Annotated in this window: 15 protein-coding genes and 1 pseudogene; 10 read left to right on the top strand and 6 right to left on the bottom strand. The window is 60.2% G+C overall.

Annotation, left to right across the window (positions count from 1 at the left end):
- Positions 1 to 8 precede the first annotated feature (8 nt).
- The 4 genes from AC0IW7_RS20225 (at position 9) to AC0IW7_RS20210 (ending at position 3954) form a co-directional block, all read left to right on the top strand.
- Entirely contained in the window at positions 9 to 797 is a 789-nt protein-coding gene (locus AC0IW7_RS20225; protein WP_471820383.1) for an alpha/beta fold hydrolase, read from the top strand.
- Between the two features lie 79 nt (positions 798 to 876).
- On the top strand, positions 877 to 1440 hold the full coding sequence (locus tag AC0IW7_RS20220; protein ID WP_471820381.1) for a peptidylprolyl isomerase: 564 nt from the start codon (positions 877 to 879) through the stop codon (positions 1438 to 1440).
- Between the two features lie 142 nt (positions 1441 to 1582).
- Entirely contained in the window at positions 1583 to 3415 is a 1833-nt protein-coding gene (locus AC0IW7_RS20215; protein WP_471820379.1) for an ABC transporter ATP-binding protein, read from the top strand.
- A 272-nt stretch (positions 3416 to 3687) separates the two neighbouring features.
- Positions 3688 to 3954 (top strand): DUF2790 domain-containing protein, encoded by a 267-nt coding sequence (locus AC0IW7_RS20210; protein WP_122492500.1) that lies wholly within the window; start codon positions 3688 to 3690, stop codon positions 3952 to 3954.
- A 30-nt stretch (positions 3955 to 3984) separates the two neighbouring features.
- Here the strand turns inward: AC0IW7_RS20210 and AC0IW7_RS20205 are convergent, their stop codons facing one another.
- A complete protein-coding gene (locus tag AC0IW7_RS20205; protein WP_471820377.1) occupies positions 3985 to 5109 on the bottom strand; it encodes a GNAT family N-acetyltransferase in 1125 nt (374 codons plus the stop codon).
- A 291-nt stretch (positions 5110 to 5400) separates the two neighbouring features.
- The gene (locus AC0IW7_RS20200; RefSeq protein WP_471820375.1) at positions 5401 to 6747 is read right to left on the bottom strand and encodes an OprO/OprP family phosphate-selective porin; all 1347 of its coding nucleotides are present in this window, start codon (positions 6745 to 6747) and stop codon (positions 5401 to 5403) included.
- 512 nt (positions 6748 to 7259) lie between these two features.
- On the opposite strand from AC0IW7_RS20200, the gene AC0IW7_RS20195 reads away from it, so the two are divergent.
- Entirely contained in the window at positions 7260 to 7958 is a 699-nt protein-coding gene (locus AC0IW7_RS20195) for a pirin family protein (protein WP_471820373.1), read from the top strand.
- Positions 7959 to 8139: 181 nt separating this feature from the next.
- Positions 8140 to 8817, top strand: coding sequence for a YceH family protein (locus tag AC0IW7_RS20190; protein WP_471820371.1), 678 nt, complete (start codon positions 8140 to 8142; stop codon positions 8815 to 8817).
- A 273-nt stretch (positions 8818 to 9090) separates the two neighbouring features.
- Here the strand turns inward: AC0IW7_RS20190 and AC0IW7_RS20185 are convergent, their stop codons facing one another.
- Both AC0IW7_RS20185 and AC0IW7_RS20180 read right to left on the bottom strand, forming a co-directional pair.
- Entirely contained in the window at positions 9091 to 9693 is a 603-nt protein-coding gene (locus AC0IW7_RS20185; protein ID WP_471820369.1) for a glutathione S-transferase family protein, read from the bottom strand.
- A gap of 33 nt (positions 9694 to 9726) precedes the next feature.
- On the bottom strand, positions 9727 to 10893 hold the full coding sequence (locus AC0IW7_RS20180) for an aminotransferase-like domain-containing protein (protein WP_471820367.1): 1167 nt from the start codon (positions 10891 to 10893) through the stop codon (positions 9727 to 9729).
- A 97-nt stretch (positions 10894 to 10990) separates the two neighbouring features.
- Between AC0IW7_RS20180 and AC0IW7_RS20175 the strand changes: the two genes are divergently transcribed.
- From AC0IW7_RS20175 to AC0IW7_RS20165, 3 genes are all read left to right on the top strand, one after another.
- Positions 10991 to 11437 (top strand): MarR family winged helix-turn-helix transcriptional regulator, encoded by a 447-nt coding sequence (locus tag AC0IW7_RS20175; protein WP_471820365.1) that lies wholly within the window; start codon positions 10991 to 10993, stop codon positions 11435 to 11437.
- 96 nt (positions 11438 to 11533) lie between these two features.
- On the top strand, positions 11534 to 12136 hold the full coding sequence (locus AC0IW7_RS20170; protein ID WP_471820363.1) for a LysE family translocator: 603 nt from the start codon (positions 11534 to 11536) through the stop codon (positions 12134 to 12136).
- Positions 12137 to 13327 (top strand): benzoate/H(+) symporter BenE family transporter, encoded by a 1191-nt coding sequence (locus AC0IW7_RS20165; RefSeq protein ID WP_471820361.1) that lies wholly within the window; start codon positions 12137 to 12139, stop codon positions 13325 to 13327. It abuts the gene before it with no gap.
- A 114-nt stretch (positions 13328 to 13441) separates the two neighbouring features.
- Here AC0IW7_RS20165 and AC0IW7_RS20160 read toward each other — a convergent pair whose 3' ends face one another.
- Together AC0IW7_RS20160 and AC0IW7_RS20155 are read right to left on the bottom strand one after the other, a co-directional pair.
- Entirely contained in the window at positions 13442 to 14287 is an 846-nt protein-coding gene (locus tag AC0IW7_RS20160; RefSeq protein WP_471820464.1) for a methyl-accepting chemotaxis protein, read from the bottom strand.
- A gap of 15 nt (positions 14288 to 14302) precedes the next feature.
- Positions 14303 to 14530, bottom strand: a pseudogene (locus AC0IW7_RS20155) (HAMP domain-containing protein); the annotation flags it as partial.
- 1587 nt (positions 14531 to 16117) lie between these two features.
- Between AC0IW7_RS20155 and AC0IW7_RS20150 the strand changes: the two are divergent.
- Positions 16118 to 17386, top strand: a complete 1269-nt coding sequence (locus AC0IW7_RS20150) for an OprD family porin (RefSeq protein WP_471820360.1) — start codon at positions 16118 to 16120, stop codon at positions 17384 to 17386.
- Positions 17387 to 17614: the final 228 nt, after the last annotated feature.

Genomic DNA, 17614 nt, shown 5'->3' with positions numbered 1-17614 from the left:
AGGCACACATGCCGTATTTCGATCACGACGATTGCCAGCTGCACTACGAGGAATACGGCACTGGCGCGCCCTTGGTGCTGGTCCACGGCCTGGGCTCCAGCACGCTGGATTGGGAATACCAGACGCCTGTGCTGAGCCAACACTACCGCGTTATCAGCCTCGACGTGCGCGGCCATGGCCGCTCTGACAAACCGCACGAGGCCTACAGCATCAGCGGTTTCGCCGAAGACGTGGCAGCCCTGATCGAACACCTGAATTTGCCACCCGTGCATTTGGTGGGCATTTCCATGGGCGGCATGATCGGCTTCCAAGTGGGCGTGGATTACCCGCACCTTTTGAAAAGTCTGACCATCGTCAACAGCAGTCCGGAAGTGAAGGTGAAAACGCCGAAAGACGCGCTGATGGTGGCGCAGCGTTGGACGTTATCGCGCCTGCTCAGCCTGGAAGTGATCGGCAAAAAGCTCGGCGGTTTACTGTTCCCCAAACCGGAGCAAGTGGAGCTGCGCCTGAAGATTGAGCGGCGCTGGCCCATGAATGACAAACGCGCCTACCTCGCCAGCCTGGACGCCATTATCGGCTGGGGCGTGCGGGAACGACTGGCGCGCATAACCTGTCCTACGCTGGTGGTTACGGCCGACCATGACTACACCTCGGTGGCCAGCAAACAGGCTTATGTCGACGAGCTGCCCAACGCTCGCTTGTTGGTGGTAGAAGATTCGCGCCACGCCACGCCCATGGATCAACCCGAGTTCTTCAATGCCCAGCTGTTGGCATTCCTCGCCGAGGTGGAGCGTTAAACTGCCCGGCTACAGCTGTTGATCCATGCCAATAACCGGTTTCTCCACACCAATAAATAGTCCAGACAAGGTCTTCGCCATGTTGAAAAAAGCCACCCTCCTCGCCTGCTCCGTGCTGTTCGCCAGCCACCTGTTCGCCGCCGACGCGCAAGCCGGCACGCATGTGCTGCTGACCACCAGCCTGGGCGATATCGAAATCGAACTGGAAGATCAGAAAGCGCCGCTCAGCACCAAAAACTTCCTCGCCTACGTCGACAAGGGCTTCTACAGCAAAACCATTTTTCACCGCGTGATTCCGGGCTTTATGGTGCAGGGCGGCGGTTTCGACACCGACATGCGCCAGAAGAACACCGAATCGCCGATCAAGAACGAAGCCGACAACGGCCTGCACAACGTGCGCGGCACGCTGGCCATGGCCCGCACCGGGGTTGTCGACTCGGCCACCAGCCAATTCTTCATCAACCAGAAAGACAATGCCTTCCTCGACCACGGCGGCCGCGACTTTGGTTATGCCGTCTTCGGCAAAGTGGTCAAGGGCATGGATATCGTCGACAAAATTGCCCAAGTGCCGACCGGCCGCTACGCCGGCATGAGCGATGTGCCCAACACGCCGGTGCTGATCTTGGCCGCCAAACGCCTGTAACTGGCGCGCGCGACGCGGCGGAACGAAAGCGTAGCGAGCGACACCGGGCAACACGAAAGCAGACGGAAAACGAGCGGTTGGCGTTTTCCGTTTGGTTTTTCAGCGCCGCGTAATCGCGCGCAACCGCTTTGCAACGAGGTCCATGATGTTTCGCCGTTTCGAGCAATTGATCGACATCTTCCGCCCCGCCCCCAGCGAGGCACCGCCCACGGACGTATGGCGTTTCTACCTGTACTTCCTGCGCCAGGCCTGGCCCAGCTTTGTGGCGCTGATGATTGTCGGCCTGATCGTCGCGCTGATCGAAGTGGCGCTGTTCAGCTTTCTCGGCGACATCGTCGACTGGGCGCAAAGCACCCCACCCGCCCAATTCTTCGAGCAACACGGCACGGCACTGATGTGGATGGCGGCCGTCACTTTGCTGCTGCGCCCGATTTTCAATGGCCTGCACGGCCTGCTGGTGCACCAGACCATCAGTCCGAGCCTGACCAACCTGATTCGCTGGCAAAACCACAGTTACGTGCTCAAGCAGAGCCTAGGGTTTTTCCAGAACGACTTCGCCGGGCGCATCGCCCAACGCATCATGCAAACAGGCAACTCCCTGCGCGACTCCGCCGTGCAAGCCGTCGACGCGTTGTGGCATGTGCTGATTTACGCCATCAGCAGCCTGGTGCTATTTGCCGAAGCGGACTGGCGGCTGATGCTGCCGCTGCTGGCGTGGATCGTTTGCTACATCGGCTCGCTGGTGTACTTCGTGCCACGGGTGAAAGCCCGCTCGGTGATCGCGTCCGAATCGCGCTCCAAACTCATGGGCCGCATTGTCGACGGCTACACCAACATCGCCACGCTCAAGCTTTTCGCCCACACCAACTCCGAGCAGAACTACGCCCGCGAAGCGCTGCACGAACAGAACGTGACCACGCAAATGGCTGGCCGCGTGGTGACGGTGATGGACGCGGTGATTACCGCCATGAACGGCGCATTGATCGTCGGCACCACGGGCCTGGCGTTGTGGCTGTGGAGCCAGGGGCTGATCACCGTGGGCGCCATCGCTCTGGCCACTGGCCTGGTGATTCGCCTGATCAATATGTCCGGCTGGATCATGTGGGTGGTCACCGGCATTTTCGAAAACATCGGCACCGTGCAAGACGGCATGCAAACCATCGCCCAGCCGCGCAAGGTGCTCGACCGTGCCGACGCGCCGCGCCTGCAAGTGCCTCAAGGCGCGGTGAGCATGCGCAACGTCAGCTTTCACTACGGCAAAGGCGCGGGTGTGATCGGCGGGCTCGACCTGGAGATTCGCGCCGGCGAGAAAATCGGGCTGATCGGGCCGTCAGGCGCAGGCAAATCGACGTTGGTGAACCTGCTGCTGCGCTTGTACGACCTGGAAGGCGGCGAGATTCTTATCGACGGTCAGAACATCGCCCACGTCGCCCAGGAAACCTTGCGCGAACGCATCGGCATGGTCACCCAGGACACCTCGCTGCTGCATCGCTCCATCCGCGACAATTTGCTGTACGGCAAACCCGACGCCACCGACGCCGAGCTGTGGGAGGCGGTGCGTAAAGCGCGGGCCAGCGAGTTTATTCCCGAACTTTCCGACGCCCAGGGCCGCTTCGGCTTTGACGCCCATGTGGGCGAGCGCGGCGTGAAGCTGTCGGGCGGCCAGCGCCAACGCATCGCCATCGCCCGCGTATTGCTCAAAGACGCGCCGATTTTGATCCTCGACGAAGCCACCTCGGCGCTGGACTCTGAAGTGGAAGCGGCCATCCAGGAAAGCCTCGACAGCCTGATGCAAGGCAAAACCGTCATCGCCATCGCCCACCGCCTTTCCACCATCGCACGCATGGACCGCCTGGTCGTGCTCGACAAAGGCCGCATCGCCGAAAGCGGCACCCATGCCGAGTTGCTGGCGCACAAAGGGTTGTATGCGCGGTTGTGGCATCACCAAACGGGTGGGTTTGTGGGGCTTGATTGATCGCGACGCTCTCACGTCCGAACCGCGGATCCTGTAGGAGAGGCTTTAGCCTGGATGTTCTCAAAGCCAGCAAAACCGTTAGCTAGCTTTCTAATATCAACGTCACCGATGCCGACTAGCAAGATCATTGATTATTCAAACCTGCCCTGCGGCTGTTTATATAAGCCCGTCGCTACCTGCGACAGAAAGCCGCAATGCAAACCTTCTCTGCCGTTTACCGAAGATTTTCGTTGCTGCTTTTAATCGACCCCCACTGTTGAGGAAAGGCCATCATGAAAATAGCTTCACTGGTTACCGCCGTTCTCTCCGGCTTCGCTCCTGGCGTGTTTGCCGATGATCTCAACCCCGCCCCGGGCGCTGGCCTGCCGGCAGTGGATTACCACTACGGCATGAAGGTCGATGTAGCCAAAGTGCTGCACCGCACCGACAACTCCGGCAAAACCGGTGTCGTGCCTGTGATCGTGGTCTACGAAGACAGCCTCGGCGAAGTGCACAAGCTGAAGTATCAAGAATGGGGCGGCCGCGCGCAGAACGGCTAACCCGCCGCCCGCCGGGCTTAGGCCACAGCCCTAAGCCTGGCGAAACGGCAACAGCGTCTTCGCCTCTTCGGCGTAGGCGCGAATGCCGGCTCGTTCATCCTCCAGAAAGTCCGCCACCGCATCGCGCAACCCGGGATGACACAAGTAGTGCCACGACCGGGTAATCACCGGCTCAAAACCCCGAATCAACTTGTGCTCGCCCTGAGCACCGGCATCAAAACGCTGCAAGCCCTGCCCGATCGCATAGTCCATGCCCTGATAAAAACAGGTCTCGAAGTGCAAGCGATCAAACTCCGCCAGGCATCCCCAATAGCGTCCATACAAACTGTCGCCAGCCACCAAGCTGAACGCCATGGCCACCGGCCGCGCGCCTTGAATGGCGAACACCACACGAATCGCCTCGGGCATGCGCTCGGCTAACAGGCTGAAGAACGTGCGCGTCAGGTACGGCATCTGCCCGCGCACGGCGTAGGTGTTGGCGTAGCAGGCGTAAACAAAATCCCACTGTGCTTCGCTCAGCGCCTTGCCTTCGTACCACTCAAACTCAATGCCCTGCCCCGCCACCTGCTCGCGCTCTTTGCGCATTTGCTTGCGCTTGCGCGAGGCGAGCACGTCGAGGAAATCGGCGAAGTCGCGATAGCCACGGTTCTGCCAGTGAAACTGACAGCCCAGGCGTTGCAGCCAGTTTTCGCGGCCGTCGAGCAAGGCGCTGGCCAGCTCATCGGTGAAGTTGATATGCAGGCTGGAAAGCCCTTGTGCCGGTAAATCAGCCGTTAGCGCGTTCAGCAGGAGCGAGGCGCTGTCCGGCAAGCCGAGCAGGCGCGGCCCGGTCACGGGGGAGAACGGCACGGCGCCGAGTAGCTTGGGGTAATAAGGAATGCCCGCGCGCTGGCTGGCGTCGGCCCAGCCATGGTCGAACACGTATTCGCCGTAGGAATGGCTTTTCAAATACGCCGGCAGCGCCGCCTGCAATTCGCCTTGGTCGTTCACCCACACGCGGTGCGACGCCCGCCAACCACTGCGCCCGCCAATGCTGCCGCTGTCTTCAAGCGCCGACAGAAACCCATGGCGCAAAAACGGCTGCGACTCGGGCAGCAACGCATCCCAGGCTTGCGCGGGAATGGCGGACAGGGAGTCGAGAATGTGCACAGGCATGGGCGATTCCACAGCGAGTTAGACGGCCCGGTCATCATAACGGCAGCTCGGCGGATAAGGTCAAAAGCATCGCGGCTGAAGGCTCGAGCTTTTGATTGTGTAGGAGCGACCTTGGTCGCGAAGCGTTGGTACAGGCCGGCGCCGATGTTTGCAGGGGTTCGCCAGCAAGCTGGCTCCTACAGGTTGGTGGGCAGCCGCGAGGCTGCTTCTATTAATAGCCGCCCATAAAAAAGCCCCGCACGAGGCGGGGCTAAAGAAAGGAGCAGAACCTTTGTTGCGTGGAGCTACAGCTTAGAACGCGTATTGAGCGCGAACGATGAAACCGTCGCCGTCGTCATCACCAGTGCGCGAAGCAGCGGTGGTGCCGGTGGCGTTGGTCACGCCATCAACCGACGCCTTCACGTAGGTGGCGCTGATTTTCACGGCTTCGTTGGCGTACCAGTTCACACCCAGGTTGTGCACTTTGGCGTCACGGTCGCCGTCATCCAGCGTCACGCGCTGAGCAGCGGTACGGGTGCTGTCGTCATCAACCGAGATGCTGTCGAAGCGGTAGAACACTTCCCATGCACCGATCTGGTTGTTGGCAGGCTTGAGGGCGTCGAACTTGCCGAGTTTGTAGCCGCGGGCTTCACCGGTCAGGGTGTAGGCCACTTGTACGTAGCCGCCTTTGGCTTCCACGTCTTGGAAGGTCGGGTTATTGGTGTCGGCCTTCAGTTCACGGGTCATGTATTCACCCTGAACGGAGAACGGACCCATTGCCCAGGCAGCTTCCAGACCCAACGCGGTGTCGTTGTCATACAGGCCAGTGGTGGTGTTGCTCTGGCCAGCGAACACAACGCGGTTGCCGTTAGCACCGGCATCGTTACCACCGGTAGTGGCGACGCCACGCATGCCCAGACGGCTACGGAATTGTGCGTCAAGCGCCGAGTCGGAAACGTCGCGGCGAGCGGCGCTGAAGCCGAAGTGCAGCACGTTGCCAGCGTCGTGCAGCGGAGCGAACACACCACGCAGGTTGACTTGCTTGTTGCTGTCGCCGTCGGTGTCGTTGTTGTCTTTGGCAAATGCGCCAGCCGATACGTAGAACGAGTCGCTGAAGGTGCTGGAAACCTGTGCACCCATGCCGTTCTGGTGGCTGTTGGACCAGTCGATGATGTCGTAGAAGGCGTTACGCTCAGGAGCGGTTACCCACTTGGAGCTGGTGGCTTTTTCCAGGCCGAACTCTGGGTCGAAACGACCTACTTTGATCACAGCCGGGTTGAAGCCGATGTAGCTGATGGAGGCTTCGTCGAAGTAGCCGTCATCTGCAGAACCGGAGTTGTGCGAGAAGTCGTAGTTGATGTTGTACAGCCAGTCGCTGAACGCGATACCGGAGAATTCCAGGAATGCACGGCGGAAGTAGGCAGCGTCAGCGCTGTCGCCATTGCGGGTGTAGATGCCATCGAACTGGCTGTAGTCAGCTTGCAGACGGCCGCCGATTTTGAAACCGAACGACTTGTCAGTAGTAGCCACTTCAAGGCCACCTTTAGTTTTTACAACGATGTCAGCGCCGTCAGTAGTAACGGTACCGGCGAAAGCCTGGGCGGAAATGGCCAGGGCCAGGGCGCTGGCGGCAATACCGGCGAAGTGCTTACGGATCATCGAAGAATTCCCCTATTGGTCTTTGAAATACACCCGAGCGGCTGGCTCGTTTGTGCTGGGGGAATACTGGCGGGGGGTTATTTCAGCTCAGTTGCTTTTATATAAATGTTTTATGACAGAGGAACTTTTTTACTTCTAATAGGAATAACGATGGAGGCGCTCTAGGACGAGGCTTTCAGCCGCTTTTCTGGCACCGTGCCAGCACCCAAGTTTTGCGTTTCGGCTAAAACATGGCTGTCACAAAGCGGGAATGTGACAACCGTCCGTCTGCGCAAGGCGGGAGGTTCTCCGCGCAAAAGTGGCCCCCTCAGGCGAGAAAAACCGTTAAAACGACGCCGCCAAACATATCGCTTTATTCGATAGGTATAGGGGGAAAATTGCGCTATTCAGCCACACCAAACCGATAGATCATGGCACCCAACACCAGCGGCATCCCACCGTCTGACTTGCGCTTTTCAGCACAGACCAGACCCAACGAGCGCCACCTGGCTAACCAACGGAGGACACAAGTCATGATCGAACGTCGACCTTTTGAGCAGATGGGTGGTGCCAACCATGGCTGGCTGAACGCTCGCCATCACTTCTCGTTTGCCGAGTATTACGATCCGAGCCGGATGAACTGGGGCCAACTGCGAGTGTGGAACGATGACGAAATCGCTCCGCAAAGCGGCTTCCCCCGTCACCCGCACCGGGACATGGAAATCATCACCTATGTGCGTGAAGGTGCCATTACTCACCAGGACAACCTGGGCAACAAAGGCCGCACCGAAGCCGGTGATGTGCAGGTAATGAGTGCAGGCACGGGCATCGCCCACAGCGAGTACAACCTTGAGGATGAAACCACCAAGATCTTCCAGATCTGGATTCAGCCGACCGAGTTCAACTCGCCACCCGCCTGGGGCGCCAAGCCGTTCCCCAAAGGCGAACGTGCCGGTGCATTCGTGACCCTGGCCAGCGGCGACAAAGACGACAGTGAAGCCCTGCACATCCGTGCCGACGCTCGCTTGAGCGCTGCAACGCTTAAGGCCGGTCAGCAAACCGAATACCGCCTGGGCAGCAATCGCAAGGCGTATCTGGTCGCGGCCAGCGGTGTGATCAGCGTCAACGGCGTGCAAGCCAATGCCCGCGACGGCGTGGCGGTCAGCGGCGAAGAGGTGTTGGTCTTCAATGCCGTGGAAGATGCCGAAATCATCCTGGTGGATGTGGCCTGATTCCCAGCCTCGCGCAGTAAAAGAAGCAGCCTTCGGGCTGCTTTTTTTGTCCCCTTGCCCGCTTTCTGTAGGAGAGGCTTCAGCCTCGATTCGTGCAAAAGACTTTCTCCGCTGCGCTCAAGAGTGCACCCGCGCCCATCTCACGCTAGGCTACGGCTCCATTTGCGCCGGAGCTGCCGCCATGAGCCAAGACATCGAAGCAAGCCAGGAAACGGGCACTTCCGCCCCCGCCGTAGAACCCTTGACCGCCACCGAAGCCCGCGTGCTCGGTTGCCTGGTCGAAAAGCAAGCCACCACGCCCGAAACCTACCCGCTCACGCTCAACGCAGTGGTGCTGGCGTGCAACCAGAAAACCAGCCGCGAACCGGTGATGAACCTGACCCAGGGCCAGGTCGCCCAGGCATTGCGTGCGCTTGAAGGGCGCGGCATGGCGCGACTGGTGATGGGCAGTCGCGCGGATCGCTGGGAACACCGTGCCGACAAAGCATTGGAGCTGGTGCCGGCCCAGGTGATTTTGCTGAGTCTGTTACTGCTTCGCGGGCCGCAAACGCTGAATGAACTGCTGACCCGCAGTTCGCGCATGCACAATTTTGACGATGTTGAAGCGTTGCAGCACCAGCTGGAACGCCTCGCCAGCCGTGGGTTGGCGGTGCTGGTGCCGCGTCAGGCGGGGCAGCGGGAAGACCGGTATATGCATTTGCTCGCCAGCCCTGAGGAATTGGCGGCGGCGATTGCCAGCAGTGGGCGCAGTGAACGCAGCGAAGGGGCAGCGCCCTCGCAGTCGCGCATTGATGAGTTGGAAGAACGTGTGGCGCAGTTGGAGGCGCGGTTGGCGGCGTTGGAGCAGGCGAACGGGTGATTGCGCGTTTCTTGATTCGCCCGAGTAGAGGCCGGCCCTCACCCCTAGCCCCTCTCCCGCGAGCGGGAGAGGGGAACAGAATTGGGTCGCGGCGAATAATTCGGTCTCCCTCCCGCCAGCATGCGGGACAGCGAACGGAATTGGGTCGCGGCGACTCACTCGGTCGGCCCCCTCGCCCGCTTGCGGGAGAGGGTTGGGGTGAGGGGCCGTTGATCTTTTCCAGCGCACAAAAAAACCGGCACAAGGCCGGTTTTTTTATCTAGCAAACTTCAGTCAATCCAACATCCCCACATGCTTGGGATGGCTCGCCACGCGCTGCAACCAGGCGCGCACCGCCGGGTACGGTTCCAGGTCGAAGCCGCCCTCATGGGCAACATGGGTGTAGGCATACAGCGCAATGTCGGCAATCGAGTAATGATCGCCCACCAGATAATGAGTCAGCTTCAGTTGCTGCTCCATCACCTTCAACGCCTTGTATCCGCCCTTGCGGGTGGCTTCATATTCGGCGCGGCGGTCTTCGGGCAATCCTTGGTACAGCTTGATAAAGCGCGCCACGGCAATGTACGGCTCGTGGCTGTACTGCTCGAAGAACTGCCACTGCAGCACTTGCGTGCGCAGGCGCGGTTCGGTGGGCAGGAATTCGCTGCCGTCGGCGAGGAAATTTAGAATCGCGTTGGACTCCCACAAGCACGTGCCGTCTTCAAATTGCAGCACGGGAATTTTGCCATTGGGGTTCATGGCGAGAAATTCCGGGGTCTGGGTTTCGCCCTTGAGAATGTCCACCGGCACCCACTTCGACTCTTTGCCGAGCAGGTGCAGCATCAATTTGACCTTGTAGCAGTTGCCGGAGAGGTAATCGCCGTAAACCTTGTACATAGCAACCTCCTGTAGTGCCTGTTCGGTGAGGTGTTAAGCCGCTTGTTCCAACTGCGCCTGGCGGATGACGTTAGCCAAGCGCGACAGCCCTTCCCCCAACCGATCCGGCGAAATGTGGCTGAAATTCAAGCGCAAGTAGCCGGGGTTGTCTTCCGGCTGGGCAAAGAAAGGTTCGCCCGGCATAAACGCCACGTTTTCTTTCAGCGCCGCGTCGAGCAGCGTGCGGGTGTCCAGCGGTTGTTTGAGGGTCAGCCAGAAGAACAGGCCGCCTTGCGGCACGTTCCATTCGGCGAGGTCGGCAAAATGTTGTTCCAGCGCCACTTGCATGGCGTCGCGGCGCACGCGGTAGAAGTCACGCAGCTCGGCCAGGTGCGACTTGTATTTCTCCGTGCCCAGCCATTGCAGCGCTTGCCATTGGCCGACGCGGTTGGTGTGCAAGTCGGCGGATTGTTTCAGGCGCAACAGGTGTGGGAACAGGTCCGGCGTAGCGATCAAGAAGCCGACGCGCAGGCCCGGCAACAGGGTTTTCGACACGGTGCCGGTGTAGATCCAACTGGCCTTTTTCAGCCGGCTGACAATCGGCGTTGCGCTGCCGGCGTCGAACACCAGCTCGCGGTAGGGTTCGTCTTCAATCAGGGTCACGCCGAACTCATCGAGCAGCGCGGCCACGGCGTCGCGCTTGGCTTCGCTGTAGCGCACCGCCGATGGGTTCTGGAAGGTCGGAATCAAATAGGCAAACGCCGGCTTATGCTGTTCCAGGCGCGCGCGCAAGGCGTCGAGCTGCGGGCCGTCGGCTTCCTGGGGAACGCTCAGGCAGTCGGCGCCGAACAGTTGGAACGATTGCAGCGCGGCGAGGTAAGTCGGCGCCTCCAGCAGAATTTCGGTGCCCGGGTCGATAAACAGTTTCGAGGCCAGGTCGAGGGTTTGTTGCGAGCCGCTGACGATCAGCACTTGGCTGGCGTCGCAGGCAATGCCTAGCGCACGGGCATCGGCGGCGATGGCTTCGCGCAAGGCTGGTTCGCCTTCGCTCATGCCGTACTGGCCCATGCTCAACGGCATGTCGGCCCATTCCACCTTTGGCAGCATGGGTTCGGCGGGCAAACCACCGGCGAAGGACATCACTTCCGGACGTTGCGCAGCCGCCAGAATTTCGCGGATCAAAGAGCTTTTAAGACGGCTGATACGTTCGGAGAAGGCCATACAAGTCACCGGTAGCAAAGGCAGGGAAAAATAAGTCAAACTGATTGACCGAAATCGGCTAAACCGAAACTACGACGATACGGATAACAACGTCAATATGCTTGACCTTAAAAACTCAACCACTCAGCAAAATGCCATGGAAGCGTTTTTTTTCGGCTACCAGGCATTCACCGCCAAGGCCGATGAAATGCTCGCGCGCCGGGGCTTGAGCCGCGTGCATCAGCGCATTCTGTTTTTCATTGCGCGCAGCCCCGGCATGAGCATGAAAGAGCTGCTGGCGGTGTTGGGTGTGAGCAAGCAAGCGCTGAATATTCCCCTGCGCCAGTTGCTGGAAATGGACCTGGTGCACAGCGACGCGGCCACCGACGACAAACGCAAACGCCTGCTCTATCTCACGCCCGAAGGCAGCAAGTTGGAAGGCGCCCTGCGCCGCGAACAGGTGAAGTTGCTGCGCCGCGCGTTTGATGAAACCGGCGAGGATGCGGTAAAGGGTTGGTTTGCGGTGAATCAGGCGCTGGCCCAAGGCGCCGCGATCGAGCAATAAGCCCGTGGATCTGTACGGCCGTTTGCGCCAATTGCTGTATCGGGACGGCAACCCCCGCCGCCCGTAGGCTGGACACTCGTTTTGGAGTGAAATGCCATGAGCCTCGAGCTGTTGATTGCCTTTGTCGCCTTCGCCTTTGTCACGTCCGTGACGCCCGGCCCGAACAACACCATGCTGCTGGCATCGGGGGTCAACTTCGGTATTCGCCGCACGCTGCCGCACATGCTGGGTATCAGCGTGGGCCTGATGTCGTTGGTGCTGGCGGTGGGCTTCGGCCTGGGCCAAGTGTTCGAGCAAGTGCCCATGCTGTATGTGATTCTGCGTTACGTCGGCGCGCTGTACTTGCTCTATCTGGCCTGGAAAATCGCTCGCTCCGGCGCGCCGGAAGCCAACGGCGATGAGCGCGGCAAGCCGTTCAGTTTTGCCCAGGCGGTGGCGTTTCAGTGGATCAATCCCAAGGCCTGGATCATGGCCGTCGGCGCCATTACCACCTTTGTGCCGCAACAGAATTTCGTCGTTAACGTGCTGCTGATTGCAGCGGTATTCGCGCTAGTCAATTGCCCGACCATGAGCGTGTGGACCGCCGCTGGCAGCCTGCTGCGCAACTGGTTGCGCAACCCCGGCGCGCTACGCTTTTTCAATATCACCATGGCGCTGTTGCTGGTCGCCTCGCTCTATCCCATTTTCAAGGACGTGTGAATGGACGCCGCTTCTACCCAACCGCTCCGCCCGCTGGCCGACAGTTCGCCATCGGCCGTGGTCGCCGGTTTCATCGCGATGATGACCGGCTACACCAGCTCGTTGGTGTTGATGTTTCAGGCCGGTCAGGCGGCCGGGCTGACCACGGCACAAATCTCGTCGTGGATCTGGGCGCTGTCCATCGGCATGGCGGTTTGCAGCATCGGTTTGTCGCTGCGTTATCGCACGCCGATCACCGTGGCCTGGTCGACGCCGGGCGCCGCGCTCCTCATCACCAGCCTGGGCCACGTGAGTTACGGCGAGGCCATCGGCGCCTATATCACCTGCGCGGTGCTGGTGATTATTTGCGGGCTTACGGGCAGTTTCGAACGACTGGTGAAGCGCCTGCCTGGCTCGCTGGCGGCGGCGTTATTGGCGGGCATTCTGTTCAAAATTGGTAGCGAAATATTCGTTGCCGCCCAGCACCGCACAGGCTTGGTGCTGGCGATGCTGTTCACCTATTTGCTGGTTAAACGCGCCCAGCCGCGCTACGCCGTATTGGCTGCGCTGGTGGTTGGAACGGCGTTGGCCGGTGTGATGGGCTTGCTGGATTTCAGCGGCTTTCATTTGCAGGTGGCGGTGCCGGTGTGGACCACGCCGAGCTTTTCCCTGGCCGCCACCATCAGCATTGGCATTCCGCTGTTCGTGGTGGCCATGACCTCGCAGAACATGCCAGGCATCGCCGTGCTGCGCGCCGACGGTTACACCGTGCCGGCCTCGCCGCTGATCAGCGTCACCGGTATCGCCTCGCTGCTGCTGGCGCCGTTTGGCTCCCACGGCATCAACCTGGCCGCCATCAGCGCCGCCATTTGCACCGGGCCACATGCCCACGAAGATCCGAGCAAGCGCTACACGGCGGCCATGTGGTGCGGCGTGTTTTACGGATTCGCGGGGGTGTTCGGCGCCACGCTGGCGGCGCTTTTTGCCGCCTTGCCCAAGGAGCTGGTGTTGTCCATCGCCGCGCTGGCCTTGTTCGGCTCGATCATCAACGGCTTGACCAATGCCATGGCCGAGCCGAAAGAACGTGAGGCCGCACTGATCACCTTTATGGTCACCGCGTCGGGCTTGAGTTTGTTTTCGATTGGGTCGGCGTTCTGGGGAATTGTGGCGGGGGTGCTGACCTTGCTGATTTTGAATTGGCGTAAGGATTGAAGGGGGGCAAAAGCATCGCGGCTAATCGGAATGCCGCCCAGCCGCCCCCCCACAGGAACGCATAAACCTGTGGGAGCGGCTTCAGCCGCGATGCTCTTCAATGTCTACGCAAACTCACGCCAAGCGAAAATGCTCCACCATCCCCTGCAATTCATTACTCAAACTCGCCAGCTCAATACTCGACGCCGCCGTGCCTTCCATGGCCATGGAGGACTGATCGGCGCTGCTGCGAATGTTAGTCACGCTGCGGTTGATCTCTTCGGCCACGGAGCTTTGCTCTTCCGCTGCCGCTGCAATCTGCTGGTTCATTTGGTGAATCACCGATACCGCCGCCGCGATGCTGCCCAGGGCACTTTCAGTTTCCAGGGCATCACTCACGGTGAGCTGAACCAGCGCCGTGCTGCTTTGAATCTGACTGACTGAACTTTGCGCGCCTTTCTGCAAGGCGCTGACCAGCCGTTCGATTTCTTCCGTGGATTGTTGCGTGCGTTTGGCCAACGCGCGCACTTCATCGGCGACCACCGCAAAGCCCCTGCCCTGCTCGCCCGCGCGCGCCGCTTCGATGGCGGCGTTGAGCGCGAGCAAGTTGGTTTGTTCGGCCACGCTTTTGATCACGCTGAGCACCGAGACGATGTTTTGAATTTCGCTGCTCAAGCTCTGAATGCTGTCGCTGGCCGAGCTGGACGACGCCGACAACTGCTCGATACGCGCCATGGTCTGGCGTACGACGTTTTGCCCGTTGAGCACTTTCGAGTCGGCCGTCTCTGCGGCGCCAGCGGCTTGCTCGGCGTTGCGGGCAACGTCATGAACAGTGGCGGTCATCTGGTTCATGGCCGTGGCCACTTGTTCGGTTTCTTCTTTTTGGCTGGCGACTTCGGCGTTGGTCTGTTCGGTGACGGCCGACAGCGAGCGCGCCGAGGTGGCGATCTGGTTGATGCCGGCCTGCAAGCTGCCGACCATGCTGCTGAGGCTGGCCGACATCTGCTGCATGGCGCTCATCAACTGGCCGACCTCATCGGTGCCGCGCACTTCAATTCTGGTGCTGAGGTCGCCGTCGGCAATACGCGTGGCCACATGAATGACGCTTTGCAGCGGCTTGACGATGGCGCGGGTAATCAGCAGCGAGGCGCACAAGCCGACCAGAATCGCCAACGCCGACGAGGCCAGAATCAGCACGGAATTGGCCTTGAGTTCAGCGCGCATCGCAGCGTCTTGCGCCGCGTAGGCCTGGTCCACTTCGGCCATTACCTGTTCGGCCCGTTCGCGCATTTGCGTGTACACCGCACGCTCTTTGCCGAGCAGTTCGGTGTACTCGGCGAGCTTGCCGCTGAAGGTGGTGATGTTGGTGCTGACGTCGTTGAGCACCGTGAGGTAGCCGGAGTCTTTCACCGAGCTTTTCAGGGTTTCGGCCAATTGCAGGGCTTCATCGGCCTGGGCGATTTTCGTCGCCTCCAGGGTTTCGCCCTCTGCCGCTTTACGGCTTTGCGCGAGCCGTAGATGCGCTTCGTTCATGGCTTGCAGCATCAGGCGCGACACCTGGCTGACTTGCCCGGCCTGGACGATAAATTCCGCACCGTTCTGGCCTTGGGAATCTTTGAGTTCGTAGGCGCCGTCGTCGGCCAATCCGGCTTGCAGCAAATCCAGATTGTTGGCCACGCTGGTGACCGACCAGCTGGCCATTTCCAGCGCCAGGTCTTTGGCCAGGGCCAGCTCGACGAATTGATCGAACGAGGTGCGGTAGGTGCCCAACGCTTGCGCCACGGCGTCCATGGCGGCTGCGCTGGCGGGCGACTGCTCTTTAAGCGTGGCGGTGGCGGCGAGAATGTCGTCCACGCCTTTGCGCAGCGCATCGGCAGCCTTCGCATCGCCGCTGATGGAGAACGCTTGCTCGTTCAGGCGCACGCGCAGCACCGCGCTGTTAATGGCCGACATCTGCTTTTGCGCTTCGAAGCGCTGGCTGATGGCCTGCAACGCGGTCACGCCAATGGCCGCCACCACGGCGGTGAGCAGCAGCACCAGACCAAATCCGCTGCCCAGCTTCTTTGCCATGCCCAGGTTGGCAAAACTGCGTTGCAAGATCGAAATCATCGCGCCGGTCCTCTATCGAATGCTCAACGACAGGTCTGTGTATTCAAGACTCGTGCGAAGTTGCGACGCACGAAGGCCCAGCACAAGCGGCTTTACCCTCAGATATGGCAAATAGCTATGTCGACGTCGTTTTCAGATCAAGAAACTGGCGTCAACGTCAGAGGCCGCTTAGCGCGTCGCCCCGACGGGTGGAAACCCTGCCCCATTACGTCGCATGCGCCTCGAGAACAGACATCACACAACAGGCCATCTGGCGGGGAGGCCACAAAGTGCGCGGTGAGACCTCAGCGATGGATTGCGCCTCGCCCTCAAGAGCTGCGTGGTTGCTGAGCTAACGAATAAAAAGCTCTAGCACTTTCGTCTAACAGTGCGTTGACAAATCCGACAGCCTCTGTCGATAATCCCGACACAGTTGTACGACAACATATAACAACAAAAACAATAATCGCAGGACCACGCCATGACGACTCGCCCTCTCGCCAGTCTCCTACCGCGCCAGCCTTCGGCCCGGTCGTTCATTCGCCTTCACGGGCCACCCCATCCTTTCGAATTCGCTGACGGCTAGTCCGCAGCAATAGGCCCGGCTGCGTTCAAGCCAGGCCCAACGCCTCGACACAGGGGCATCACCGGTTCCGCCTTTTGATGCAGGCCAGATTTGGCGCGCAGGGGAACGGCTTTTTCAAAAATGGGAGCACAACAACAATGAAGACCCGCACCACTCGATCGCTCGTCCTCTTGGGCGCCGGCAGCATGGCCATGGCTCTGCCGCTGATTTCACAGGCTGAAGGTTTTATCGACGACACCAAGGCCACGCTGACTTTTCGTAATGCCTACTTCAACCGCAACTTCACCAACCCGGCCTACCCGAACGCGGCTAACCCGCAGAACAAGGCCGAAGAGTGGACGCAAAACTTCATTCTTGATGTGAAATCCGGCTACACCCCAGGCCCGGTTGGCTTTGGCGTGGACGTGCTGGGCCTGTACTCGCTGAAACTCGACGGCGGCAAAGGCACCGGCGGCTCGCAACTGCTGCCGATTCACCAGGACGGCCGCCCGGCTGACGACTTCGGTCGCCTGGGCGTGGCAGCGAAAGCCAAGTTCTCGAAAACCGAATTGAAGGTCGGCGAGTGGATGCCGGTGCTGCCGATTCTGCGCTCCGACGACGGCCGCTCCCTGCCGCAAACCTTCCGCGGCGGTCAGGTGACGTCCCAGGAAATCGACGGCCTGACCCTGTACGGCGGCCAGTTCCGTCAGAACAGCCCGCGTAACGATGCGAGCATGGAAGACATGTCCATGAACGGACGCGGTGCCTTCCTGTCCGACCGCTTCAACTTTGGCGGCGGCGAGTACACCTTCAACGAAAAACGCACTACTTTTGGCGTGTGGTACGCCGAGCTCGAAGACATCTACCAGCAGCAATACTTCAACGTGCTGCACAGCCAGCCAGTCGGCGACGTAACCCTGGGCGCTAACCTGGGTTACTTCATGGGCAAGGAAGACGGCAGCCAACTGGCCGGCGACCTCGACAACAAAACGGCATTCGCCATGCTGTCTGCCAAATACGGCGGCAGCACCTTTTACGTCGGCCTGCAAAAAGTCAGCGGCGACGATGGCTGGATGCGCGTTAACGGCACCAGCGGCGGCACCCTGGCGAACGACAGCTACAACTCTAGCTACGACAACGCCAAGGAAAAATCCTGGCAGCTGCGTCACGACTTCAACTTCACCGCCGTTGGCGTACCGGGCCTGACCCTGATGAACCGCTACATCAGCGGTGACAACGTGCACGTCGGCGCTGTGACGGACGGCAAAGAGTGGGGCCGTGAATCCGAGCTGGCGTACACCGTGCAGAGCGGCACGTTCAAAAACCTCAACTTCAAATGGCGCAACGCGAGCATCCGCCGCGACTACAGCACCAACGAATTTGACGAAAACCGCCTGTTCATCAGCTACCCGCTTTCGCTGCTGTAACCCGTCGGGCTTCGCCTGGCATCGACTTACTCCTCGTGTGAAAACACGCTTTGGCCCGTCCTCGTGACGGGCTTTTTTATGCCCCGTTTTCTGTAGGAGCGACTTCAGTCGCGATTCCTGAAAACGGTGCTGGCCGGGAGATCGCTATCGCGGCTAAAGCCGCTCCTACGGGGGAAGGCGGCGAGGGTTCGGGCATAAAAAAACCCCGAGCAAGTCGGGGCTTTTTTG

The organism is Pseudomonas sp. AC229 (assembly GCF_979254655.1).
Note: the sequence above shows the minus strand (reverse complement) of the source record. Positions and strands in the feature narration are given on the sequence as shown.